The sequence below is a fragment of the Streptomyces pseudoechinosporeus genome (genome assembly GCF_054783935.1).
The window spans coordinates 74,721-99,125 of the sequence record NZ_BAAGPS010000058.1 but is presented as its reverse complement, the minus strand read 5'-3'; the positions used below and the strand labels follow the sequence as shown (position 1 = coordinate 99,125).

The following is a 24,405-nucleotide window of genomic DNA, read 5'->3' as shown; positions in this document are numbered from 1 at the left end:
GATCTACTTCGCGCACCAGCGTGAGGTCTTCCAGCGCAGCGGCATGTGGCTCACCGCCGGTGACTGGGGCGGCCCGAAGGACGGCGAGACCGTCGAGAAGCGCCTCGTCCGCTACCGCACCGTCGGCGACATGTCCTGCACAGGCGCCGTCGACTCCGACGCCACCACGCTGGACGCGGTGATCGCCGAGATCGCCGCCTCGCGCCTCACCGAACGAGGCGCCACGCGTGCCGACGACAAGCTGTCCGAGGCCGCGATGGAAGACCGCAAGCGCGAGGGGTACTTCTAACCATGACCAGCACCACCGAACCCACCGAGCCGCTGTCGGTCGAGCAGTTGTCGGGGACGACCCTGCTGCGGTTCGCCACCGCCGGGTCCGTCGACGACGGCAAGTCCACCCTCGTCGGACGGCTGCTGCACGACTCCAAGTCGGTCCTCACCGACCAGCTGGAGGCCGTCGCGCACGCCTCGCGCAGCCGCGGTCAGGACGCACCCGACCTCGCGCTGCTCACCGACGGGCTGCGGGCCGAGCGCGAGCAGGGCATCACCATCGACGTGGCGTACCGCTACTTCGCCACCGCCCGCCGCCGGTTCATCCTCGCCGACACCCCGGGCCATGTGCAGTACACCCGCAACATGGTCACCGGCGCCTCCACGGCCGAGCTGACGGTGATCCTGGTCGACGCCCGCAACGGCGTCGTCGAGCAGACCCGCCGGCACGCCGCGATCGCGGCCCTGCTGCGCGTCCCGCACGTGGTGCTGGCCGTCAACAAGATGGACCTCGTCGACTATCAGGAGTCGGTCTTCGCCGCGATCGCCGAGGAATTCACGGCGTACGCCTCCGAACTGGGCGTCCCCGAGATCACCGCGATCCCCATCTCCGCGCTCGCCGGGGACAACGTCGTGGACCCGTCCGCGAACATGGACTGGTACGGCGGCCCGACCTTCCTGGAGCACCTGGAAACGGTCCCGGTCACCCACGACCTGGCCACCTGCCACGCACGCCTGCCCGTGCAGTACGTGATCCGCCCGCAGACCGCCGAGCACCCGGACTACCGGGGATACGCGGGCCAGATCGCGGCCGGTGCGTTCCGCGTAGGCGAGGAGATCACGGTGCTGCCTTCGGGCCGTACGTCGAAGATCTCCGGGATCGATCTGCTGGGCGAGCCGGTGGACGTGGCCTGGACGACGCAATCGGTGACGGTCCTGCTGAAGGACGACATCGACATCTCGCGCGGCGATCTGATCGTGCCCAGCAAGGACGCGCCCGCGACCACGCAGGACATCGAGGCGACCGTGTGCCATGTCGCGGACGCGGCGCTGACCATCGGCCACCGTGTGCTGCTCAAGCACGGCACCCGCACGGTCAAGGCGATCGTCAAGGACATCCCCTCCCGGCTGACCCTCGACGACCTGTCCCTGCACCCGCACCCGGGACACCTGGTCGCCAACGACATCGGCCGCGTGAAGATCCGTACCGCCGAGCCGCTGCCGGTCGACGCGTACGCCGACTCCCGGCGCACCGGCTCGTTCATCCTGATCGACCCGGCGGACGGGACGACGCTGACGGCGGGCATGGTCGGCGAGTCCTTCGCCTCGCCAGAGCCGGTGAAGACCGAGGCCGACGACGACGGCTGGGACTTCTGACATGACCAGCGATGACATGACCAGCGGCGATGTCTTCTCGACCTTCGCGAAGGAGGGCGGCCGCGTGGGCAGCGGTGCGCTCGGCAGCGGGCAGGGCGGGGTGGCGCGATGTGTGTGATGGCGTACGCGCATTGCCGGCGCGCCCCGTACCGACGAAAACCCCCTGCCGATCCCCCGGCCACGACCTGAGAGCGTGACCGCCGGGCCGACGAGAGGAACCCCTCCCGTGCCTGCCATGAACTCCGCCCTCCGCCGCGGCCTCGCGGTGGTGGTGGCCGTGCCCCTGCTGGCGCTCGCCGCGCCGGCCTGCGGATACGGCTCCCAGGCCAAGGACAACGGCACGGCGAACGTCGCCGCCCAGGGCAAGAAGCTCTCCGCCGACACCGTCAGGATCGGCTACTTCCCGAACCTGACGCACGCCACGGCGCTCGTCGGTGACGAGAAGGGGCTGCTCCAGAAGGAGCTGGGGGGTACGCAGGCCACGTACTCGCAGTTCAACGCGGGTCCCGCGGAGATCGAGGCGCTCAACTCCGGCTCGATCGACATCGGCTGGATCGGCCCGTCGCCCGCGATCAACGGCTACTCGACGACCGAGGGCAAGGGACTGCGCATCATCGGCGGTTCGGCGTCCGGCGGTGTGAAACTCGTGGTGAACCCGGAGAAGATCAAGTCCCTGAAGGACGTCAAGGGCAAGAAGATCGCCACGCCGCAGCTCGGCAACACGCAGGACGTGGCGTTCCTCCACTGGATCGCGGAGCAGGGCTGGGAAGTCGACGCGCAGAGCGGCAAGGGCGATGTGTCCGTGGTCCGCACGGACAACAAGATCACCCCGGACGCCTACAAGTCCGGTTCCGTGGACGGTGCGTGGGTGCCGGAGCCGACCGCTTCCAAGCTGGTCGCGGAGGGCGGCAAGGTGCTGCTCGACGAGGCCGATCTGTGGCCCGACAAGAAGTTCGTGATCACGAACATCATCGTGTCGCAGACGTTCCTCAAGGAGCACCCGGACGTCGTCGAGGCCGTGCTGCGCGGCTCGGTGAAGACCAACGCCTGGATCAACTTCCACCCGGACGAGGCGAAGGCCGCCGCCAACGCCAAGCTCGAGGAGCTGACCGCCAAGCCGCTGCCGGCCGAGGTGCTCGATCCGGCCTGGAAGTCGATCCGGTTCACCGACGATCCGCTGGCCGCCACCCTCGACGCCGAGGCGCGGCACGCGGTCGACGCGGGTCTGCTCGAGAAGCCCGACCTCAAGGGCATCTACGACCTCGCACCACTGAACAAGGTCCTCAAGGCCGAGGGCGAGCCCGAGGTCGACGACGCCGGTCTCGGCGTCAAGTAAGCCCGAAATCCATCCCGTTGAGTTCCCAGGAGGTGACGACCATGGCAACCGCCCTCGCCAAGGCCGCCGACACCGGTACGTCGGTGGCGCACGCCGCGCGCATCGAGCATGTCTCGAAGTCCTTCGCCGGCCCGGCCGGACAACAGCTCGTCCTCGACGACATCACCCTCGATGTCGCGCCCGGCGAGTTCGTCACCCTCCTGGGAGCCTCCGGGTGCGGCAAGTCGACGCTGCTGAACCTGGTGGCGGGCCTGGACAAGCCGACCGTCGGCGGCATCACCACGGACGGCCGGCCGGCGCTGATGTTCCAGGAGCACGCCCTCTTCCCGTGGCTGACCGCGGGCAAGAACATCGAACTCGCCCTGAAACTGAGGGGCATCGCGAAGTCCGAGCGGCGCGACAAGGCCGAGGAGCTGCTGGAGCTGGTCCGGCTGAAAGGCGCGTACGGCAAGCGGGTGCACGAGCTGTCGGGCGGTATGCGGCAGCGGGTCGCGCTGGCTCGCGCGCTTGCGCAGGACAGCAAACTCCTGCTGATGGACGAGCCGTTCGCGGCACTCGACGCCATCACCCGGGACGTGCTGCACGACGAGCTGACCCGCATCTGGCGCGAGACGAACCTGTCGGTGCTGTTCGTGACGCACAACGTGCGCGAGGCGGTACGGCTCGCCGAGCGCGTGGTGCTGCTGTCCTCGCGCCCGGGCCGTATCGCACGGGAGTGGACGGTGGACATTCCGCAGCCGCGCCGTATCGAGGACGCCGACGTGGCGGAGCTGTCCGTCGAGATCACTGAACAACTGCGTGGGGAGATCCGCCGTCATGGCCAGCACTGAGGCGACGGACGCCAAACCCACCGGGGGCAAGGCCGCCGGGGACGGCAACGATCTCGCCGGGCTCGAAGCGGGCCTGGACGCCCTGGAGACGGTCCAGACGGGACGTACGCCCTTCCGGAAGACCCTCGTCGACAAGATCCTGCCGCCGGTCGTCGCCGTACTCCTGGTCCTGGTGGTCTGGCAGATCCTGGTGTGGGCGAAGGTCGTCGACAGCTACAAGCTGCCCGCGCCGTCCGAGGTCTGGAGCGAGGTCCGGGAGGCCTGGCTGGAGGGCACGCTCCACGAGTACATCTGGACGAGCGTCTCGCGCGGGCTGCTGGGCTTCCTGATGGCGCTGGCGATCGGTACGCCGCTGGGTCTGCTGGTGGCGCGCGTGAAGTTCGTCCGGGCGGCGATCGGCCCGATCCTGTCCGGCCTTCAGTCCCTGCCGTCGGTGGCCTGGGTGCCGCCGGCCGTGCTGTGGCTGGGCCTGAACGACCGGATGATGTTCGCGGTGATCCTGCTGGGCGCGGTGCCCTCCATCGCCAACGGTCTGGTGTCGGGCGTCGATCAGGTGCCGCCGCTGTTCCTGCGGGCAGGCCGTACGCTCGGGGCGACGGGCCTGCGCGGCACCTGGCACATCGTGATGCCCGCCGCGCTGCCCGGCTATCTGGCAGGTCTGAAGCAGGGCTGGGCGTTCTCGTGGCGCTCGCTGATGGCCGCGGAGATCATCGCGTCCTCGCCGGAACTGGGCATCGGTCTCGGCCAGTTGCTGGAGAACGGTCGTACGGCGAACAGCATGTCCATGGTCTTCTTCGCCATCCTTCTGATCCTGATCGTCGGTATCGCCATCGACCTGCTGATCTTCAGTCCGCTGGAGCGGTCGGTGCTGCGCAGCCGCGGTCTCCTCCCGAACCGCTGACCCGGGGAGTGTCACGTCCCATGCGCCGACCGGTCCTACTCGTCATCGCCCACGGCAGCCGCGACCCGCGCCATGCCGCGACGGTGCACGCCCTGGTACGCCGGGTGCGCGCCATGCGCCCGGGCCTGCGCGTGGAGACCGGCTTCCTGGACTTCAACATCCCCTCCGTCCCGGCGGTCTTGGAGTCGCTGGCGGCAGAGGGAGTACGGGACGTGGTGGCACTCCCCCTCCTCCTTACCCGGGCCTTCCACGCGAAGGCCGACATCCCGGCGGTGCTGCGGGAGGCACCGTCACGGCTACGGATCCGGCAGGCCGAGGTGCTCGGCCCGTCGCCGCTGCTGACGGCCGCGCTCGAACGGCGGCTGTACGGGGCCGGGTTGAGCCCGGCCGACAAGTCCTCGACCGGGGTCGTACTGGCCTCGGCGGGGTCCACCGACCCGGAGGCGATCGCAGTGATCGCAGAAATCGCGCGGGAGTGGCGGCACACCGGCTGGTGCGCCGTGCGACCTGCGTTCGCCTCCGCATCCCTCCCCCGCACGGAGGACGCGGTACGCGAGCTGCGGGCGCTGGGCTGCGCCCGCGTGGCCGTGGCACCGTACGTCCTCGCTCCCGGGTTCCTGCCGGACCGGATCGCGCGGGGCGCGGCCGGGGCGGACGTACTGGCGGATGTGCTGGGGCCGGCGCCGGAGGTGGCGCGGGTGCTGCTGGAGCGGTACGACGGGGCGCGGGTGCCGGCGCTGGCGGCAGTGGGGGCGTGAGCGGCCGCTGTCGCGGATCCTGCCGGTGCCGCCCCTTTCGGTGAAGCGCGGCGGCGGTCCGGCGTACCGCCGCGCATGCCCGCCGTCGCTGCGGGTACGACCCCTCCGTACGGGGGCGTCGCGGAAGCGGCTGAAGAGCGAGGGGTGTCGGAAGTGATTCGAAAGCTGCAGGCGGTCGCGCTGGACTGCGCCGATCCGGTTCGGCTCGCGGAGTTCTATGCGGAGCTGCTCGGCGGGCGGGTGGTCGCGGATCCGGAGGATTCCGACTGGGTCGAGGTGCACGGGTTCGAGGGGATACCGCTGGCCTGCCAGCGGGTGGACGGCTACCGACCGCCCGAATGGCCCGGCCAGGAGCGCCCGCAGCAGGTTCACCTGGACTTCGACGTGGACGATCTCGACGGAGAGGAGAAGCGGGCGCTCACCCTTGGCGCGACCGTGCTGGAGCGGACGGACCAGCTCCGCCCGGAGGCCAACTGGCGGATTTACGCGGACCCGGCCGGCCATCCGTTCTGCCTCTGCCTCCACTGAGTCCACCGGGCCCATCGCAGTCACTGAGGCGATCTTTTATTGGTTTGCCGCCGGCCGGCCCGGTCGGATAGGAAGCTTGCATGCTAATGGGCAGCAAGGTCGGGCTCAGGGCCCGGCACGAGGACGACATCCCGATCCTGCAGGCCGAGCTCTACGACGACGTCGTCAACGCCTCGCGGGCCCAAGGCCATCCGTGGCGGCCGATCACGCCGGGCTCGAAGGACGCGCAGTTCGTGGTGGACGACAAAGAGCAACGGCACGTCCAGTTCTCCGTGGTGGAGCTGGACGACGGCACGCTGGTCGGCAGCGCGTCGCTGTGGAACATCGACAACCACAACCGGTCCGCGCACATCGGCCTTGGGCTGCTGCCGTCCTCCCGCGGCAAGGGCTACGGCACCGACGTGGTCGCGGTGCTGTGCCACTACGGTTTCGTCGTGCGCGGCCTGCAGCGGCTGCAGATCGAGACGCTGGCGGACAACGCCGCGATGCTGCGCTCCGCCGAGCGCAACGGCTTCGTCCGCGAGGGCGTGCTGCGTTCCTCGGCCTGGGTGATGGGCGAGTTCCTGGACGAGGTGCTGCTCGGACTGCTCGTCCAGGACTGGAAGCCGGACTCGAAGGGCTAAGCGGTCTCGGGGAAGTGACACACGTCCGCGCGAACCCGCCGCGGCTTCAGAACGAATACCACCGCACCGTCGCGTCCCCCTCCCGCAGCGAAGCCACCCGCCGCTTGAACTCCTCCCGTGCCTTCGGGTTGCTCGGCGCGTGCTGGGCGACCCAGGCGCAGCTGGCCGTCTCGCGCGCCCCGCGCAGCACGCCGCAGCCGTCCCACTCGCGCACGTCCCAGCCGTATGCGTCCGTGAAGGAGTCGTACGCCTCGGTCGGCAGCCCATAGCGGTCACGGGACAGGGCCATGACCACCAGGTCGTGCTCGCGCAGGTCGGCGGAGAAGGTCTCCAGGTCGACCAGGACGGGGCCGTCCGGGCCGACGTGGACGTTGCGCGGGAGCGCGTCGCCGTGGATCGGGCCCGGCGGCAGCTGCGGGGTGAGCGCGGCGGCGGCCGTCGCGAAGCCGTCGCGGCGCTCGCGCAGATACGCGGCGTCCGCCGGGTCGATCGCGTCGCCCGCGAGCCGCAGCCAGCGCTCGACGCCGCCCAGCAGCTCGCGGCGCGGCAGGTCGAAGTCGGGGAAGGGCAGGGCGTGCACCCTCCGCAGCAGTTCGGCCAGATCGCGGGGTTCGGAGGGGCGTACGGGATCGGGCAACCGGTGCCACACCGTAACCGGATGACCGGTCACCAGCCGAGCCTCGGGCTCGGCGGCCCGCACCGCGGGGACGCCCGCCGACGCGAGCCAGAGCGCGACGGCCAGCTCCCGCCGCGCCCGGTCGAGGAGTTCGGCATCACGTCCCACCTTGACGACCAGGTCACCGGCGGCGAACACGGCGTTCTCGCCCAGCGCGAGCAGCTCCGCACCGCCCCGCCCGAGCCCCGCCTCGGCGAGCACGTCCCGCGCCCGTGCCTCGTCCATCACTCGTCCTCCCGTGGCCACCCAGTCCGGCATCAGACACGTACGCGCCGCGTGCCCGCGTACGACGTCGAGATCGCGCCATACGCCGCCCAGTGTCGCATTCGCCCAGGTGGGAGCCCTCAGCCGGATCCCGCCACCGCGGAGACCGGACGTCCGAAAACAGATTGCACGAGACGTCTCGTCTCGCGTATTGTCGCCGTCATGACCCCACCACGCCCCGCCCACATCGCCATGTTCTCCATCGCCGCCCACGGGCACGTGAACCCGAGCCTTGAGGTGATCCGGGAGCTCGTGGCCCGCGGCCACCGCGTGACGTACGCGATCCCGCCCGCCTTCGCCGAGAAGGTCGTCGAGACTGGTGCCGAGCCCAAGCTGTGGAACTCCACGCTGCCCACCGACGACGACCCGGACGCGTGGGGGACCGAGCTGATCGACCACGTCGAGCCGTTCCTCAGCGACGCCCTCCAGGCGGAGCCGCAGCTCGCGGCCGCGTACGAGGGGGACGAGCCGGACCTGGTGCTGTACGACATCACGGCCTACCCGGCCCGTACCCTGGCCCACCGCTGGGGCGTACCGATCGTGCAGTTCTCGCCGAACCTCGTGGCCTGGGAGGGGTACGAGGAGGAGGTCGGCAAGCCGATGTTCGAGCCGCTCAAGCAGACACCGCGCGGCAAGGCCTTCTACGAGACCTTCGCACGTTGGATCGCCGACAGCGGCATGGACCTCAGTGTCGAGGACTTCATGGGCCGCCCCGACCGCTGCCTCGTCCTCATCCCCGAGGCACTCCAGCCCAACGCCGACCGGGTCGACCGGAGCCGCTACACCTTCGTCGGCGCCTGCCAGGGCGACCGCTCGGGGCAGGGCGACTGGCAGCGCCCTGCCGACGCCGAGCGCGTACTGCTCGTATCCCTGGGATCGACTTTCACCAAGCAGCCCGCCTTCTACCGCGAGTGCGTCGAGGCCTTCGGCGACCTGCCGGGCTGGCACATGGTGCTCCAGATCGGCAAGCACGTCGATGCGGCTGAGCTCGGCGCGATCCCCGCCAATGTGGAAGTACGTGACTGGGTACCGCAGTTGGCGATCCTGAAGCAGGCCGACGCCTTCATCACGCACGCCGGCGCAGGCGGCAGCCAGGAGGGTCTGGCGACCGCTACGCCGATGGTCTGCGTACCCCAGGCCGTCGACCAGTTCGGCAACGCCGACATGCTCCAGGCACTCGGCGTCGCCCGTCACGTACCGATGGAGGAGGCGACCGCGCAGACCCTGCGCGAGGCCGTACTCACGCTGGCCGGGGACCCGGAGGTAGCGCGACGGCTCAAGGAGATCCAGGGCCAGATGGCGGCCGAGGGTGGCACGCAGCGGGCGGCGGACCTGATCGAGGCGGAGCTCACGGCGGTCAAGTAGGCGGTCAACTACGGGTCAGCTCTGCGAGCTTGACCACGGTGTTCCAGTTGCGGGTGGTGGCGGTCAGCCCCTTGATCACGCGGGGTTTCGCCAGGGCGTCCGCCAGCTTGGAGCGGCCGAGGCCATCGGGGGCGTACAGATAGAGGCAGCGCTCCCCGAGGCGGAACTCCTCGGGGAGGAAGGCCTGTTGGTCGATCGACGCGAACCGTTCAGGGGTGACCGGTACGGAGAAGTACGTGATGTGCAGCTGCTTGGGATGTAGTTCGGCGGCCGGGAACGGGCAGGCCTCCAGCACCGCCTGGAGGTAGGCGTGGTCGCGGACCAGGACGTCGACGGTGAAGCCGAAGCGCTTCTCGATGGCCGCGGTGATGTCCGCGGCCAGGGAGTCCTCATCGCCGCCGTCCGCGGCGAAGATCGCGTTGCCGCTCTGGAGGTAGGTGCTCACCCCGCCGAGACCGAGTCCCTCGAGCAGCGTGCGCAGTTCGGCCATCGGCACCTTCTTGCTGCCGCCCACGTTGATCCCGCGCAACAGCGCCGCATACGTCGTCATCCGCACACAATAGATCCGCACACGACGAAGCGGCCGCCGTGCCCCGTGGGGGCGGGCACGACGGCCGCGGTCGGTGACGTTACGCGCTTACTCGACGATTTTCAGGAGCTTGTTCGGCGTGCCCGGGGACGCGTTGGAGATCGTGTCCGCGGTCGCGCCGTCGGTGAGCGCCTGGGTGACCGTCGCCGGGTCGGCGTCGGGGTGGCCGGCCAGATAGACGGCGGCGGCGCCCGCGACGTGCGGGGTCGCCATGGACGTACCAGAGATGGTGTTGGTGGCGTCGTCGCCGGTGTTCCAGGCGGAGGTGATCTCCGAGCCGGGGGCGTAAAGGTCCACGGAGGAACCGAAGTTGGAGAAGTCCGACTGCTGGTCGTCCTCGGTGGAGGAGGCGACCGTGATGGCCTCGGGGACGCGGGCCGGTGAGCCCTGGCTCGCGTCGGTGGACTCGTTGCCCGCCGCGACGGCGAAGGTGACGCCGGACGCGATGGCCTTCTGTACGGCTGCGTCGAGGGCCTCGTCGACACCGCCGCCGAGGCTCATGTTGGCGACGGACGGGCCCTCGTGGTTGGCGGTGACCCAGTCGATGCCCGCGACGACCTGCTCGGTGGTGCCGGAACCCTGGTCGTCGAGTACCCGTACGCCGACGATCTTCGCCTTCTTGGCGACGCCGTGCGCCTCGCCCGCGATGGTGCCCGCGACATGCGTGCCGTGGCCGTTGCCGTCCTGCGCGGTGTTGTCGTTGTCGATCGCGTCGAAGCCGTCCGAGGCACGGCCGCCGAAGTCGCTGTGGCTGACGCGGACTCCGGTGTCGATGACATACGCGGTGACGCCTTCACCGGCACTGTCGGGGTAGTTGTAGGCGCCGTCGCCCGCGGTCGCGGTCTGGTCGATGCGGTCCAGGCCCCAGGAGGGCGGGTTGGCCTGGGTGGCGTCGATGTGGAACTTCTTGTTCTGGACCACCTTGGCGACGGACGGGTCGGCGGCCAGCCGCTTGGCCTCGGTCTGAGAAAGCCCGGACGCGGAGAAGCCGTTGACGGCCGAGGCGTACGTGCGCTTCAGGGAACCGCCGTACTCCTGGGCTAGGTCCTTCTTGGCGCCCTTGGTGGCCTTCTCGTCGAGCAGCACGATGTAGCTGCCGGAAACGGCGCCCTTGGCGTCGAGCCCGTAGACCCTGCCCTCGGCCGGGGTCGCGGCACCGGCGGTGGCGCCGACGACGAGGCTCACGCCCACCGCGGTGGCGGTGGCGGCTATGGTCGCGGTCAGCTTGATTCTGCGGGCACGCTGGGTTGTTGCCATGAAGAGGAATCTCCTCGTGGTGTCTGTGGGGGGATTTGTGGGGGGAAACTCGCCGCCGGGCACGGAAAGTTACCCGGCGGTTGGCTTGAAACCCTGGCTGATTGACGCGCACAGATCAACACCTACATACACCTGTGACACATTCAACAAGCGTTCGCAATAACAAAGGGGGTGAGGGGCGACAGATCGGACGCGGCGTCCGAGAGGCCGGACATCATCATCGCGGACCCCGAGAAGTCGATTTACGTGTAAGGGGCCACCTCCTCCCCAGTGCGGAGGTCACGGGGGCCAAGGGGAGGACTCGATCCTCCGTCACTTCACCGGGCAGCACGACGAGATGCACTTATCCGGCCCATACCTTCAAAGCCATGGGGACGGCAGGGGGCCGTCACCGCAGACAAGGGGGCAAGCCCGTCATGGGGAACGGAGATACACGGGTGCGGGGCATAGCCGCCCGGGCCGGCGGCTGGAGCGCCCGGCACCGCTGGGCGGCCGTCGGGATCTGGATGCTGTTCGTCGTCCTGACGATGGGGCTCGGCTCCGCGGCGGGCACCGTCGAGGTCAAGGACAGCGAACAGATCAGCGGCGAGACCAGCCAGGCCGCGACCATCGCCGAAGAGGCGGGCATCGACGAGCCGGCCGGGGAGACCGTGCTCGTCCAGGCCAAGGACTCAGGCATGAAGGCGACTGACGCGGACTTCCGCGCCGCCGTCACGGCCGTGATGCAGGCGGTCGAGAAGACCGGCGAGGTGACGGCGGTGACCTCGCCGTACGAGACGGACACCATCTCCGAGGACGGCCGCAGCGCGCTCGTGCAGTTCGACATGCGCGGCGAGGCGGACACCGCGGGCGAGCGCGTGGAGCCCGTACTCAACGCCGTCGCAGAGGTGCAGAAGGACCATGAGTCGCTGACGATCGAGCAGATCGGCAGCGCCAGCATGATGAAGACGTTCGACGACGCGTTCGGCGAGGACTTCCAGCAGGCGGAGTACTCCGCCGTGCCCGTGGCGCTCGGCATCCTGCTGGTCGCGTTCGGTGCGGTGGTGGCGGCGCTGGTGCCGGTGGCCCTCGCGATCACCGCGATCATCGCGACGATGGGTCTGATGGGCATCGTCAGCCATGTGATGCCGATGAGCGACACCGCCAGCTCCGTGATGCTGCTGGTGGGCCTCGCGGTCGGCGTCGACTACTGCCTGTTCTACCTGCGGCGCGAGCGTGAGGAGCGGGAGGCCGGACACGACCCGCAGACCGCGCTCCGTATCGCCGCGGCGACCAGTGGCCGCGCCATCATCGTCTCCGGCGTCACGGTGTGCGTGGCGATGGCGGGCATGCTGTTCACCGGGATCGCCGAGTTCGAGGGTATGGGCCTGGCCTCGCTGATGGTCGTGGCAGTCGCCATGGTCGGTTCGGTGACGGTGCTGCCCGCGCTGCTCTCGCTGCTCGGTGAGCGGGTGGAGAAGGGGCGGATCCCGTTCCTGCACCCGGACAAGCGGCGTAAGCGCAACGGTGGTTCGGCGGGCGCCGAGAGCCGGTTCTGGAAGAGCGTGCTGCGGGTGGTGCTGGCGAAGCCCGCGATCTCACTGATCGTGGCGGCCGGCGCCCTGCTGGCCATCGCGGCTCCCGCGCTCGGCATGAAGACCCAGAACCTCACCCTGGACCAGGAGTTCGGCGACTCGCTGCCCATCGTGGCGACGTACGACCGGGTCAACGAGGCCTTCCCCGGCGGTTCCGACCCGGCCGAGGTGGTCGTCAAGGCCGACGACATCAACTCGCCCGAGGTGAAGTCCGCGATCGCCGACTTCCGTACGCAGGCGGTGGAATCGGGTGCCTCACGCGGCCCGGTCGACGTCAAGGTGCACGACGCGCAGAACGTCGCCTTCGTGTACGTACCGCTGGTGGGCGGTTCGGACCTGGACAAGGCCGAGAAGAGTCTGGAAACCATCCGTGACGAGGTGCGCCCGGCGACGCTCGGCAAGGTCGACGGTCTCGAGGCGCCGGTCACCGGTCAGGTCGCGGGCTCGAAGGACTTCAACGACCAGCTCGCCGGCGCGGTGACTCCGGTCTTCGCCTTCGTCGTGGTCTTCGCCTTCCTGCTGATGCTGCTGTCGTTCCGCTCGCTGACGATCGCGATCACCTCGATCGTCCTCAACCTCCTTTCCGTGGGGGCGGCTTACGGCATCCTCGTCGGCGTCTTCCAGCACGGCTGGGGTGCCTCGCTGGTGGGCGCGGAGGGCGTGGGCGCCATCATCACCTGGCTGCCGCTGTTCCTCTTCGTGATCCTCTTCGGCCTGTCCATGGACTACCACGTGTTCGTGGTCTCGCGGATCCGTGAGGCACGGCTGCGGGGCCGTACGACGAAGGACGCCATCGAGCACGGTGTTGTCACCACGGCCGGTGTCGTCACCAGCGCCGCCGTCATCATGGTCGCCGTCTTCGCGATCTTCGGCACGCTGTCCATGCAGTCCATGAAGCAGATGGGCGTGGGCCTCGCGGCGGCGGTCCTCATCGACGCGACGATCATCCGCGGCGTCCTGCTCCCCGCGGCGATGGCCCTCCTCGGCGAACGCAACTGGTACTTCCCGAAGTGGCTCAACCGCCTCCCGGACCTCACGCACGACGAGTCCCCGCAGGGTGCGGTGTCCTCACCGCCTCCGCCGGCGGTGGAGGGGGAGAAGGTGGGGGTCTGACCTTCTCGCGGTAGTTCGGTACGTGGCCGGGGTGTGCGCATCCCGGCCACGTTGCTGTGTGCGGGGCCGCGTGCGGGTACGGGACCGCGTGTCGACACGGCCCGACGAGCTGATGCGCTGACATCCAGCTCGATGTTCAGCGGTCCTGGCGTCGGATCTCGTCGGCTGCCCGGTGCAGCTCCGCCAGAACCGTGCGGACGGCTTTCCGTGCCGTGCGCTCGGGGCGGTAGAGGGCGTCGATGTGGCGCCGGGCCCGTACGCCGGTGAGTGGCTTGAGGACCAGTGCGGGGTGCGGGCGTGTGGTCCAGCGGGGCATCAGGGCGAGACCTCCGCCTGCGGCGACTGCCTCGGCGACGACGGCGAACTCGTTGATGCGGTGGGCGAGATGAAGCCTTTGGCCCGCGGTGGTGGCGATGGCTTCGATGGTGGCCATGAGCGGGAAGCCGTCGTGCACGGTGATCCAGGGCTGGTCGGCCACATCGCGTGGAACGAGCCGCCGCTTCACGGCCAGCGGGTGATCGGCGGGCATGGCCACGTCGAGCGGTTCGCGCAGCAGCGTGGTCGCGGTCACCGTACGCGGCCACGGGGGTGCGTGCTCGAGGCGGTGGGCGAGTACGAGGTCGTACTGCCTGGTCAGCGGCGGGAAGTCGGTCTGCGGTACGTCCTCGTCGGCGAGGGCCAGCCGTGGCCCGCCGGGGGCGGCGAGGCCGCGCAGCAGGAGGGGAAAGAACGCCGAGCCCGCGCTGTGGAAGGCCGCCACCGACACCTCACCGTCCGGCCGGTCGACGAACTCGGCGACGGTGTGCCGCGCCCGCGCCAGGGCCGTCTCCACCTCGATCGCCGCGTCGGCCAGGGCCTGCCCGGCGTCGGTGAGCGCCAGCCGTCGCCCCTGTCGCTCGGTGAGCGGGACGGGCATCGCGCGTTGCAGCAGCCGCAGTTGCTGCGAGATCGCCGAAGGCGTCACCAGCAGCGCCTCGGCGACCGCCGTGACGCTGCCCAGTTCCCCGAGCTCCCGCAGGATCCTCAGCTGCCGTTCGTCCATTCCCTCAGTGTAGGGAAGCTAAAGGATTACTTAAGAAGGTGGCCCTGGGCTTCATGGATCGCGAGAGGCAAGGTAGGCGCGTGCCTGATGCCCGCCGTACCGATGCGGTACTTCTCCTTGTCGCGCTCGTCTGGGGCTCGAGCTATCTCTCCGCCCAGACAGCAGCCGCCGCGCTCCCGGTCCTGGTGGTGCTGTTCGCGCGGTACGCGCTGTCCGCGCTCGCCTGCCTCGGCTTGGTCGCCACCGCCCGTCGAGGATCCCGTGTGTGGACCCGTGAAGAGATCCGGGCCGGTGTGCCGCTGGGCGTCACACAAGCGGCCGTCCTGCTGATCGAGACATACGGCGTCGCCCACACGAGCGCCGCCAACGCGGGCTTGATCATCAGCCTGACCATCGTGCTCACCCCTCTTCTGGACCGCTCGGGTCACCGTGGCGGTCTGCCTCCGGTCTTCTTCGTCGCCGCCGGGGTGTGCGTGCTGGCTGTCGGGCTCCTCATGGCCGGCAATGGGTTTCACGCACTCCGCCTCGGTGATCTGCTGATGCTCGGCGCCGCGGTGGTGCGGGCGGCGCACGTGGTCCTCGTCGGACGGCTCACCGCGGGCCGGACGATACGTCCGCTGCAGCTGACGGCGGTTCAGACCCTGGTCGGGTCGGCCCTGTTCCTGGCGCCCGCCGCCCGCGACCTTCCGGACCTGGCGCACGTCGGCCTCGCGGCCTGGGCGCAGCTGCTCTATCTCGCCCTGTTCTGCAGCGTGTTCGCGTTCCTCGCGCAGACCTGGGCCGTGCAGCGCACCTCGGCCAGCCGGGCCAGCCTCCTGCTCGGCACGGAACCGATCTGGGCGGCCGCGGTCGGCATCGGTCTCGCAGGCGAGCACTTCACCGTGCTCACCGCCCTTGGCGCGGCCCTGATGGTCACCGGCACGTATTGGGGGCAGGCCGTGGAGCGCGCCCATCGCAGCACCGCGACGAACGCGCCGGAGCCGAAGGACACCGCCCCTTCAGGTGCGCGGGGCTGTGACATATGCGGCTCCGCCGCGATGGGGGGTCCCCCGCTCATGGAAGTCCCCCCGCTCGAGCGAAGTCACCGAAACCGAGCACCAGAACAAGCCATCCCTGGTGGCCCGCGTGACAGAAGTGATTGAAAGCCTGAACGCAGGTCCGGGCTGGGTTAGCCTCGTTCTCCCATTGGGGACGAACTGACGTACGCATGAAATCACTTCGGGGGGTACGTGTCAGAACAGCGGCCGACGCCACCGGACTCACCAACGAACGAGGCTGCCGCACTGCGGGAAACCGGTGCCGCACCCCTGCGGCCCGGCGACCCGGGCCGTGTCGGCCCCTATGTGCCGTTGGGGATGCTCGGCAGCGGTGGCATGGGACGGGTCTATCTGGCTCGTCCCGCGGACGACGGCCCCGGACTGGTCGCGGTGAAGGTGATCAGGCCGGAGTACGCGGAGGACGCCCAGTTCCGCCGCCGGTTCAAGCATGAGGCGTCGGTGCACGCTCGGGTCCGTACGCCGCGCACGCCGCGCTTATGCGGCACGGGCTTCGAGGACGAACTGCTGTGGATAGCCACCGAGTACGTCCCGGGACTCGATCTGGCCGATGCCATACGTGAGGACGGCGCCCTGGAGACGGCCACGGTCTGGCGTCTGGTGAAGGAACTGGGGCAGGCGCTTTCCGACCTCGCCGCCACGGGGATCGTGCATCGGGACCTGAAGCCGTCCAACGTTCTGCTGTCCGTCCGGGGTGCACATGTGATCGACTTCGGCCTTTCGAAGGCCGCGGACGCGAGCGCGATCACCGGCACGGGCAACCGGGTGGGAACACCGGCCTACATGTCGCCGGAGCACCTGCGGACGGGCCTGTGCGACACGGCGTCGGATGTCTTTTCGCTGGCCGGAACGCTGGTCTACGCGGCGACGGGGCGTGGTCCCTTCGGTGACGGCACGGGTGTGGATGTGATGCACCGGGTGGCGTTCGAGGAGCCGAATCCGGAGCTGATGGCCAAGGTCTCGGCGGCGGACGCGGCGCTCGGTTCGCTGTTGTCCTTCTGCCTGGCGAAGGAACCCGCGATGCGGCCCGCCCCACAGGACCTGATCGACGCGGCGGCCGGGGCGCACTCCGGGACGTCCGCCTGGCCCGAGCCGCTGCGCGGCAAGGTGCTGGCCCGGCAGCGGGCGTACGAGGCGCTGCACCGCCTCCCCGTCGAACAGGCGCCTCGTCCACGGTCCTCGGACGACCGGCCGGTGGCGGAGCCGCGGCCCCCTTCCGAGCCGGTGCCCCAGCCCACTCCGCCCGGTTCCGGACCACCGGTTCAGGCGGCAGCTCCTTCCGCCGTCACACCGTCGGGGCAGTCCCCGGGGCAGTCACCCCCGGCAGGGGCCCGTCCTTGGGCACGGAGGAAGCCGGTGCTGGCCGTCGCCGCGGGCATCACCCTCTGCGCGGTGGCCGCCGGGGTCTACATGCTCACTCGTCCGGACACCGACACAAGCGCTTCGGCTCCGGGAGCCGGTGCGCCGACCGCCGTCGGCACCGTGCCCGGCGATGCCGGCGTCTCGCCGGTGCCGGAAGTCTCGGACGGGACGTCCGCCCCGGGTGCGTCCGGCAATGGTGCCAACGGCGTCGGCGGCGTCGACGCCTCGCGTCCTGAGGTCTCCAGCACCGCCGACGACGTCCGGCGAAACGATCCCCCTGCTCCCGGCACCGGGACCAGCGCCCCCGCTGAAGCCACTCCGTCCCCGAGCAGCCCGTCTTCCGAGCCCGCAACCCCGCCATGGATCTCCGACTGCACGCACTATTCCGGCAACGGACGCACACGCCCGGGGGACAGCGGCAAACGCGTGCTGCAGGTGCAGTGCATGCTGACGAAGCGCGGATACAGCGTGGGGAGCTCCGGCGTGGACGGCGACTTCGGCCCCGGCACGGAGTCCGCGGTGCGAAGCTTCCAAAGCGGCAAGGGACTGGCCGCCGACGGCGTCGTGGGCCGCGAGACCTGGGTCGCGCTGCGCAGCACGGAGTGACGTCCCCGATCCCGTGCCCTGTCGCGCCGCCGTGGCGTCGTCGAGGACGTGGGCCCGCCGCTCAGCGGTACGCCGCAGCGGCGTCGACAGCCGAGACAGCCGACGCCGGGCATGACGGCCACGCCGGGGCTGCGGTGTCACCGCGTCCCGTTCGTGGCCTTGCGGTCGGCGCGCCCTCAGACCCGTTCGTCCGTCACGTCCGCCAGGTCCCGCAGCGGCCATATCCCGTCGACTACCGCCGTCGCGTCCCCCTTGCGGCGCAGGAAGCTCTGGAAGTCGGCCGCCCACTCGGCGTACCACTCGATCTGGCGGCGGTGCAGCTCCGCCGGGCCGAGGGCGGCGATCTTCGGGTGGCGGCCGGCTATGGCGCGGGCGAGGCGGGCCGCGGCCAGGGCGTCCGCCGAGGCGTCATGGGCGGAGTCGAGTGCGACTCCGTACTCCGCGCAGACCGCTTCGAGGTTGCGCTTGCCGCGGCGGTAGCGGTCCACGGAGCGGTCGATGGTGTACGGGTCGATGACCGGCGCCGGGGCCCGGCCGTCGAGCCGCTCGCGCAGTGACGGCAGGTCGTGGCGGCGCAGTTCGGCGGAGAGCAGGGTCAGGTCGAAGGCCGCGTTGTACGCCACGACCGGTACGCCCGTCCGCCAGTACGAGACGAGTACCGAGGCGATGGCGTCGGCCACTTCGTCGGCCGGGCGGCCCTCCGCGGCCGCCCGTTCGTTGCTGATGCCGTGCACCGCCACCGCGTCCGCCGGGATCTCGACTCCCGGATCGGCCAGCCACTCGCGGTGCCCTATCGGCTCTCCGCCCCTGACCTCGATCACCGCTCCCGTGACGATGCGCGCCTCGCGCGGATCCGTCCCGGTCGTCTCCAGGTCGAAGCCGATCAGCAGCTCGCCGTGCCAGCCCATGCCGGGCCCCCTTCTTCGTGGTGCGTTCCCCCAGTGAGCTCCACGATCCCATGCGCCACTGACAATCAGAGGACCGCGTTCCGCTTACCGCTTGCCTGTAACGGAAGCCTTCAGGACACAGGCCGCGAATCCGCCCAAGCCAGTTCGAACTCTTCGCGATACGTACCGAAAAGCCCCTCTTCGCCGGTGTCCTCCGCCTTGACCACGCGTCCACCACCGCGCAGTACGAGCACCGGCGCCTCCATCCCCCGCGTCCGGCGCAGATACGACTGGACGACCGCTATACCGTCCGAGCCGTCCCCGTCGACGAGATACGCGCTGAAGCGGGGCGTCTCGTCGTAGACCTGGATCTGGAAGGCGCCGGGATCGCGCAGCCGGGACCTCACACGCCGCATATGGAGGATGTTCATCTCGACGGAGCGGCTCAACTCGCCGCGCTTGATGCCGAGTTCGCGCTCCCGCCGCTTCACGGCGCTGGAGGCGGGGTTCAGGAACAGCAGCCGCACCCGGCAGCCGGACTCGGCAAGGCGTACCAGCCGCCGTCCGGAGAAGTTCTGCACCAGGAGGTTCAGGCCGATACCGATGGCGTCGAGGCGGCGGGCGCCGCCGAAGATGTCCTCGGCGGGGAACTGCCGCATCAGCCGCACCCGGTCGGGGTGTACGGCCACCACGTCCGCGTAGCGGTCGCCGACGAGGTTCTCGACGGCGTCGACGGGCAGCCGCCGCGCGGACGGCACATCGCTGCCCGCCCCGAGTATCTCCAGGAGTTTCGCCGAGGCACGCTCGGCCTGGGCCAGGACGGCCTCGGACAGGGCGCGGTTGCGGGATACGACGTTCCGGGTGACTTCCAGTTCGTCCAGGGCGAGTTCGACGTCCCGGCGCTCGTCGAAGTACGGCTCGAAGCACGGCCAGTGCTGCACCATCAGCTCGCGCAGCTGCGGCAGCGTGAGGAAGCTGAGGACGTTGTCGTCGGCGGGGTCGAGCAGATAGCCCTTGCGGCGGCTGACCTCGCGTACCGCGACCGCGCGCTGCACCCACTCCTGGCCGGCGGGTCCGGCGGCGGCGACCACCCAGTCGTCCTCGCCGTGCACGGGTTCGTAGATGGGGCGCAGAACAGCGGCCACGACCGCGCGCAGCCGCTGTTCGACCAGGTTCAGCCAGATGTAGGCGCGCCCGGCCCGCTGGGCGCGCGTACGCACCTCGCCCCAGGCGTCGGCGCCCCAGTCCAGCTCCGCACCGATCTCCATCGGTCGCGCCAGAGACACCGCCCCGGGTGGGACGTCCGTGGAGTTCCCCTCGTGACCGTTGTCACCAGAAGGCAACTCCCGCCCTCCCGAGCCCACCCGCGCACCGCCTTCCGCTCCCCCGAGCACTCCCCCAGCCAACGATCAAGGAAGGGTACTCCGTGGGCGGTCGGCGGTGCAGCCGGATGGACAGGTCGTTTCTCAACCTCCTTCTTCCACTTGCCCGTTCTGATCGGCAAGGGCGGGCGGAGTGAGCGGATTCATAGCGGTGACGTCACGCGGGGTGAGGGAGAAGCCCTGCCAGTGGACCGGCATCGGCTGCTGGTCCTCGTCCCGGGCGACATGGTGGAAGCCGATGTTCACCCAGGCCACCGGGTGGGTGAGGTTCTGTCCGTTGACCCACTTGTCGACGGACTTGCCCGCTCCGGCACCGCAGTTGCGCAGGTTGTGGCTGGCGAACTGCTCGCACTTCTTGTACTGGGTGAAGTAGACGTCGTGCTTGGTGTAGCCGCGGCCCGGGTACTTGGACGTGGCGCCGGGGACGATCTCGTACGAACGGGCGTGGTCGTCCTTGTTCTTGCCGGTCGTGCTGACGACCCGCCACCAGCGCATGTTCTTGGCGTCGCCTGCGAGTTCCTTGGTGATCGGCGTGCGGGTGGTCTTGTTGCGCGGGGCCTCGCCGCCCTGTGCGGGCGGGCTGACCACGGAGTCGTACTGCTCGACCTTGTTCTTGGAGTTGCCGTCGAGGCCGAAGTTGAGCCGCCAGAAGACGTTGTGGCTGTGGCTGGTGGCGTACGACTTGGCGCCCTTGCCGATCGGCCAGCCGCGGCCGTCACCGGCGTCGTAGTCGCCGGGTGAGAGGCTGCCGGTGGCGCCGACGTTCATGTTGATCTGGCCGTCGTCCTGGAAGCGCCACTCGGTGATGTACTCGTACCAGCCGACCTGGTTGACGGTGTAGACGAGCAGGTCCTTGCCCTGCTGCTGATAGACCTTGTTCGCGGTGTCGCCCTGCATCCGGTAGGCGTGGCCGCGGGAGCGGGTCGTGGTGCACAGGCCCTTGACGTTCGGGTGCTCCGGGTCCCAGGCGTCCGGGACCTTGACGGTCTTGATGGTGCCGCCGGGGCACTCACCGGGGGCCATGTTCATCAGGCCCTGCCCGAAGCCGGCGCCCGTGAGGTCGTCGTACTCGACCGAGCCGTCGTCGTAGGGGACGTGGATCTGGGCGAGCTTCGCGCTGGTCAGGACGCGTATCGGACGGGTCTCGCCCTTGGGCTGGTACGAGATGTTCTCCAGGACGAGCCCGGCTTCGCTCTCGTAGTGCCAGCACATCGTCCACTTGGTGCCGCCGGCGAGTTTCTGCTCGATCTTGTACGCCGCGCTGCAGTCGGCGGCCGCCGCGGGGGCGGCCTTCGGCTTGGCCGCGGGTTCGGCGACGGCCGGTCCCGCGGCCGAGGTCGCGCCGACGGTCAGGGCGGCCACCGACAGGCCCACCATCGTCCGGCTGCGGGCACGGCTGATTCTGTTCACGCGCATGGAGAGATGACTTCCTTACAGAAGAGCGTGAGTTGGAAAAGCGAACTGATACGGCTCGGCTCAGCCGACCTTGGCGACCTTGCGGGCGCTGAGGTCGATCACCAGGTCACGGGTGTCGATCCAGGGCCCGTTCTTGGCCTTCACGAACAGACGCAGGCAGCGGTGCTCGCCGCAGTCGGCGAGGGCGGCGGGCGTACCCGAGTTCGCCCGGTAGACCATGCTGTTGAGCAGCAGTTGGTCGGGCGTGGTCAGTCCGTTGCCGGTGGCGTCCTTGTAGTCCGCCTTCAGGCCGTCGCCGAGCGGGTCGGCGATCAGGAGTTCCGCGGCCTCGACGGTCTCGTCACGGCTGAGCGGCGGCTGGACACCCTGCTGGGTGTCCGTCGCCTCGACCTTGCCGGTGTCGAGGTTGACGGTCTTCGTGACGAGCGAGTCATCCTTGTAGTCGTAGAACGAGACCTCGGCGCGCCGCGGCGCGTCCGCGTCGTCCAGTTCGCTCGTCTCGGGATCGGCGAGGTCGACGGTGATCGGCTGCGGGCCCCCGTCCCCCTCCACATTCTCGCTGGAGCGCTGCAGCTGCCGGTCCAGGGCGAGCTGCTCGACACGTTTCGTCTCGTCCTCGGTGAGCGGGTCGCGTCCCTCACCCGTGTCGCCCTCCGCCGGGGCCTGCTCGACGAGCCCCGGCTGCACGGCGGCCTGGCCCTGCTCCTGGCTCCCCTGGCCCGCCTGCTGGGCGCCCTGGCCGGCCCCCGCCCCGCTGCCGGAGTCGTCGGCTCCCGCCGAGCCCGGCAGCGTGACGGCGACCATCACGGCGGTCGTGGCGACCGCGATGCCCGCCCCCGCGACCACCTTGCCCAGATGGCGGTGCACTATGTTGCGCACATTTCCCCCTACTCCCCTGTATCCCTAGGAGTCTTTTGAGCCCCACTGGTCGGCATACGTATCGCGTATGCACTGGTCGACCGGTAAGAGGGACGTAAGTCATAGGTGGTTCCATCACTTTCGGGGAGACTCGGGCCGGAGTCGCCCCAAGCGACGTCGCACAACTGGAAGAGTCGTATCCATGCAGGTCTGGCCTGGACAGGCGTACCCACTCGGTGCCACATATGACGGCGCCGGCACCAACTTCGCGGTCTTCTCGGAGGCCGCCGACCGAATCGAGCTGTGTCTGCTCCATGACGACGGTTCGGAGACAGCGATAGAGCTGCGGGAGTCGGACGCGTTCGTGCGGCACGCGTACTTGCCCGGCATCATGCCGGGGCAGCGGTACGGCTTTCGTGTGCACGGTCCGTACGCACCCGAGCGCGGACAGCGCTGCAATTCCGCGAAGCTGCTGCTCGATCCGTACGCGCGTGCCATCAGCGGCAGCATCGACTGGGGCGAGGAGGTGTACGGCTATCACTTCGGTTCGCCGAACAAGCGCAATGATCTCGACTCGGCTCCCCACACGATGTCCTCGGTGGTGGTCAACCCGTACTTCGACTGGGGCGACGACCGGCTCCCGCGCACCGAGTACCACGAAACGGTGCTCTACGAGGCCCATGTGAAGGGCCTGACCATGCGCCATCCGGCGCTGCCGGACGAGCTGCGCGGCACCTACGCGGCGCTGGCGCATCCCGCGATCATCGAGCACCTCACGGAGCTGGGGGTCACGGCGCTGGAGCTGATGCCGGTCCACCAGTTCGTGAACGACCACCGTCTGGTCGACATGGGCCTGAACAACTACTGGGGCTACAACACGATCGGTTTCTTCGCCCCCCATAACGCGTACGCCTCCTGGGGCGACCGCGGGCAGCAGGTCCTGGAGTTCAAGTCGGCCGTACGCGCGCTGCACGAAGCGGGCATCGAGGTCATTCTGGACGTCGTCTACAACCACACGGCGGAGGGCAACCACCTGGGGCCGACACTGTCCTTCAGGGGCCTCGACAACGCCTCGTACTACCGGCTGACAGACGATCCCCGCTACTACATGGACACCACGGGCACCGGCAACTCCCTGCTGATGCGCTCCCCGCACGTGCTCCAGCTGATCATGGACTCGCTGCGCTACTGGGTCACCGAGATGCACGTCGACGGTTTCCGCTTCGACCTCGCGGCGACGCTCGCCCGGCAGTTCCACGAGGTGGACCGGCTGTCGTCGTTCTTCGACCTGGTGCAGCAGGACCCGGTGGTCTCCCAGGTGAAGCTGATCGCCGAGCCCTGGGACGTCGGCGAGGGCGGCTACCAGGTGGGCAATTTCCCGCCGCTGTGGACCGAGTGGAACGGCAAGTACCGCGACACCGTAAGGGACCTGTGGCGGGGCGAGCCGCGCACGCTCGCGGAGTTCGCGTCCCGGCTGACGGGATCCTCGGACCTCTACCAGGACGACGGCCGACGGCCGCTCGCCTCGATCAACTTCGTGACCTGCCACGACGGGTTCACGCTGCACGACATGGTGTCGTACAACGAGAAGCACAACGCGGCCAACGGCGAGGACAACCGCGACGGCGAGAGCCACAACCGGTCCTGGAACTGCGGGGCCGAGGGCGAGACCGACGATCCGGCGATCCTGGAGCTGCGGGCCCGGCAGATGCGGAACTTCATCGCGACGCTGATGCTCTCCCAGGGCGTGCCGATGCTCAGCCACGGCGACGAGTTCGCGCGCACGCAGGGCGGCAACAACAATGCGTACTGCCAGGACAACGAGCTGGCCTGGGTGCCGTGGCCCGAGGATCCCGAGGACGGCGGCGAGCTGCTCGCGTTCACGCGCGCGATGGTGTGGCTGCGCCGTGAGCACCCCGTCTTCCGGCGGCGCCGGTTCTTCCACGGGCGGCCCGTGCAGGGCACCCACGACGAGCTGTCGGACATCGCCTGGTTCACCCCATCCGGCGAGGAGATGACCCAGCGTGACTGGAACTCCACGCAGGCGCGGGCGCTGTCCGTCTTCCTCAACGGCAACGCGATCTCCGAACCGGGGCCGCGCGGGGAGCGGATCGCCGACGACTCGTTCCTGCTGATGTTCAACGCCTCGCCGAAGACCATGGAGTTCGTGGTGCCGGTCGATCACGGGAAGCAGTGGCAGGTGGTCGTGGACACGGCGCGGGCCGAGGCGGTGCCGCCGGGAACGGGGGCGAAGGTGCAGGCGGGGGATCGCCTGACGCTCGTTGACCGGAGCGTGATGGTGTTGCAACGGCCGGCGTGATGTCGCAGCCCCGCGC

19 protein-coding genes and 2 pseudogenes are annotated in these 24,405 nt (G+C 69.7%); 13 read left to right on the top strand and 8 right to left on the bottom strand.

From position 1 onward, the window contains the following. The 8 genes and pseudogenes from ACYVO6_RS38040 to ACYVO6_RS38005 all read left to right on the top strand — a co-directional run. A pseudogene (locus tag ACYVO6_RS38040) lies at positions 1 to 289 on the top strand (sulfate adenylyltransferase subunit CysD); the annotation flags it as partial. A 2-nt stretch (positions 290 to 291) separates the two neighbouring features. Then, on the top strand, positions 292 to 1,647 hold the full coding sequence (locus ACYVO6_RS38035; protein ID WP_461069501.1) for a sulfate adenylyltransferase subunit 1: 1,356 nt from the start codon (positions 292 to 294) through the stop codon (positions 1,645 to 1,647). 235 nt (positions 1,648 to 1,882) lie between these two features. Then, positions 1,883 to 2,983 (top strand): aliphatic sulfonate ABC transporter substrate-binding protein, encoded by a 1,101-nt coding sequence (locus ACYVO6_RS38030; protein WP_461069499.1) that lies wholly within the window; start codon positions 1,883 to 1,885, stop codon positions 2,981 to 2,983. A 41-nt stretch (positions 2,984 to 3,024) separates the two neighbouring features. After that, positions 3,025 to 3,813, top strand: a complete 789-nt coding sequence (locus ACYVO6_RS38025) for an ABC transporter ATP-binding protein (RefSeq protein WP_461069497.1) — start codon at positions 3,025 to 3,027, stop codon at positions 3,811 to 3,813. Next, positions 3,800 to 4,714 (top strand): ABC transporter permease, encoded by a 915-nt coding sequence (locus ACYVO6_RS38020; protein WP_461069495.1) that lies wholly within the window; start codon positions 3,800 to 3,802, stop codon positions 4,712 to 4,714. Before ACYVO6_RS38025 ends, ACYVO6_RS38020 begins: the two co-directional genes overlap by 14 nt. Positions 4,715 to 4,734: 20 nt before the next feature. Then, positions 4,735 to 5,472, top strand: coding sequence for a sirohydrochlorin chelatase (locus ACYVO6_RS38015; RefSeq protein ID WP_461069493.1), 738 nt, complete (start codon positions 4,735 to 4,737; stop codon positions 5,470 to 5,472). Between the two features lie 153 nt (positions 5,473 to 5,625). Continuing rightward, the gene (locus ACYVO6_RS38010) at positions 5,626 to 6,000 is read left to right on the top strand and encodes a VOC family protein (RefSeq protein ID WP_461069491.1); all 375 of its coding nucleotides are present in this window, start codon (positions 5,626 to 5,628) and stop codon (positions 5,998 to 6,000) included. Positions 6,001 to 6,080: 80 nt separating this feature from the next. Then, complete coding sequence (locus ACYVO6_RS38005; RefSeq protein ID WP_461069489.1) at positions 6,081 to 6,623, top strand: GNAT family N-acetyltransferase; 543 nt, start codon at positions 6,081 to 6,083, stop codon at positions 6,621 to 6,623. A 46-nt stretch (positions 6,624 to 6,669) separates the two neighbouring features. Here ACYVO6_RS38005 and ACYVO6_RS38000 read toward each other — a convergent pair whose 3' ends face one another. Beyond that, entirely contained in the window at positions 6,670 to 7,524 is an 855-nt protein-coding gene (locus tag ACYVO6_RS38000; RefSeq protein ID WP_461069487.1) for a phosphotransferase enzyme family protein, read from the bottom strand. 164 nt (positions 7,525 to 7,688) lie between these two features. Here ACYVO6_RS38000 and mgt point away from each other — a divergent pair. Beyond that, a pseudogene (gene mgt / locus ACYVO6_RS37995) lies at positions 7,689 to 8,928 on the top strand (macrolide-inactivating glycosyltransferase). Positions 8,929 to 8,932: 4 nt separating this feature from the next. On the opposite strand, the gene ACYVO6_RS37990 reads toward mgt, so the two are convergent. Together ACYVO6_RS37990 and ACYVO6_RS37985 are read right to left on the bottom strand one after the other, a co-directional pair. Continuing rightward, the gene (locus ACYVO6_RS37990) at positions 8,933 to 9,478 is read right to left on the bottom strand and encodes a DUF1697 domain-containing protein (RefSeq protein WP_461069485.1); all 546 of its coding nucleotides are present in this window, start codon (positions 9,476 to 9,478) and stop codon (positions 8,933 to 8,935) included. Between the two features lie 87 nt (positions 9,479 to 9,565). Next, positions 9,566 to 10,774 carry a S8 family peptidase gene (locus ACYVO6_RS37985; protein ID WP_461069483.1) on the bottom strand — a complete coding sequence of 403 codons (1,209 nt, stop codon included), beginning with the start codon at positions 10,772 to 10,774 and terminating at the stop codon, positions 9,566 to 9,568. A 416-nt stretch (positions 10,775 to 11,190) separates the two neighbouring features. Here ACYVO6_RS37985 and ACYVO6_RS37980 point away from each other — a divergent pair, with 416 nt between their 5' ends. Continuing rightward, entirely contained in the window at positions 11,191 to 13,461 is a 2,271-nt protein-coding gene (locus tag ACYVO6_RS37980; protein ID WP_461069481.1) for an MMPL family transporter, read from the top strand. Positions 13,462 to 13,597: 136 nt separating this feature from the next. On the opposite strand, the gene ACYVO6_RS37975 is transcribed toward ACYVO6_RS37980, so the two are convergent. After that, positions 13,598 to 14,503, bottom strand: coding sequence for a LysR family transcriptional regulator (locus ACYVO6_RS37975; protein WP_461069479.1), 906 nt, complete (start codon positions 14,501 to 14,503; stop codon positions 13,598 to 13,600). Positions 14,504 to 14,583: 80 nt separating this feature from the next. On the opposite strand from ACYVO6_RS37975, the gene ACYVO6_RS37970 reads away from it, so the two are divergent. Further along, positions 14,584 to 15,645 (top strand): DMT family transporter, encoded by a 1,062-nt coding sequence (locus ACYVO6_RS37970; protein ID WP_461069477.1) that lies wholly within the window; start codon positions 14,584 to 14,586, stop codon positions 15,643 to 15,645. Between the two features lie 87 nt (positions 15,646 to 15,732). Next, positions 15,733 to 17,526: a protein kinase domain-containing protein gene (locus ACYVO6_RS37965; RefSeq protein ID WP_461069475.1), complete on the top strand. Its 1,794-nt coding sequence runs from the start codon at positions 15,733 to 15,735 to the stop codon at positions 17,524 to 17,526. A gap of 176 nt (positions 17,527 to 17,702) precedes the next feature. Here ACYVO6_RS37965 and ACYVO6_RS37960 read toward each other — a convergent pair whose 3' ends face one another. From ACYVO6_RS37960 to ACYVO6_RS37945, 4 genes are all read right to left on the bottom strand, one after another. Beyond that, positions 17,703 to 18,434, bottom strand: coding sequence for an exonuclease domain-containing protein (locus ACYVO6_RS37960; protein WP_461069473.1), 732 nt, complete (start codon positions 18,432 to 18,434; stop codon positions 17,703 to 17,705). Between the two features lie 110 nt (positions 18,435 to 18,544). After that, on the bottom strand, positions 18,545 to 19,777 hold the full coding sequence (locus ACYVO6_RS37955) for an SAV2148 family HEPN domain-containing protein (protein WP_461069471.1): 1,233 nt from the start codon (positions 19,775 to 19,777) through the stop codon (positions 18,545 to 18,547). Between the two features lie 102 nt (positions 19,778 to 19,879). Next, positions 19,880 to 21,211 carry a copper amine oxidase gene (locus ACYVO6_RS37950; RefSeq protein ID WP_461069469.1) on the bottom strand — a complete coding sequence of 444 codons (1,332 nt, stop codon included), beginning with the start codon at positions 21,209 to 21,211 and terminating at the stop codon, positions 19,880 to 19,882. A 60-nt stretch (positions 21,212 to 21,271) separates the two neighbouring features. Further along, the gene (locus ACYVO6_RS37945) at positions 21,272 to 22,090 is read right to left on the bottom strand and encodes a Tat pathway signal sequence domain protein (protein ID WP_461069467.1); all 819 of its coding nucleotides are present in this window, start codon (positions 22,088 to 22,090) and stop codon (positions 21,272 to 21,274) included. A gap of 181 nt (positions 22,091 to 22,271) precedes the next feature. On the opposite strand from ACYVO6_RS37945, the gene glgX reads away from it, so the two are divergent. Then, entirely contained in the window at positions 22,272 to 24,389 is a 2,118-nt protein-coding gene (gene glgX, locus ACYVO6_RS37940; RefSeq protein WP_461069465.1) for a glycogen debranching protein GlgX, read from the top strand. The last annotated feature ends 16 nt before the right edge of the window (positions 24,390 to 24,405 follow it).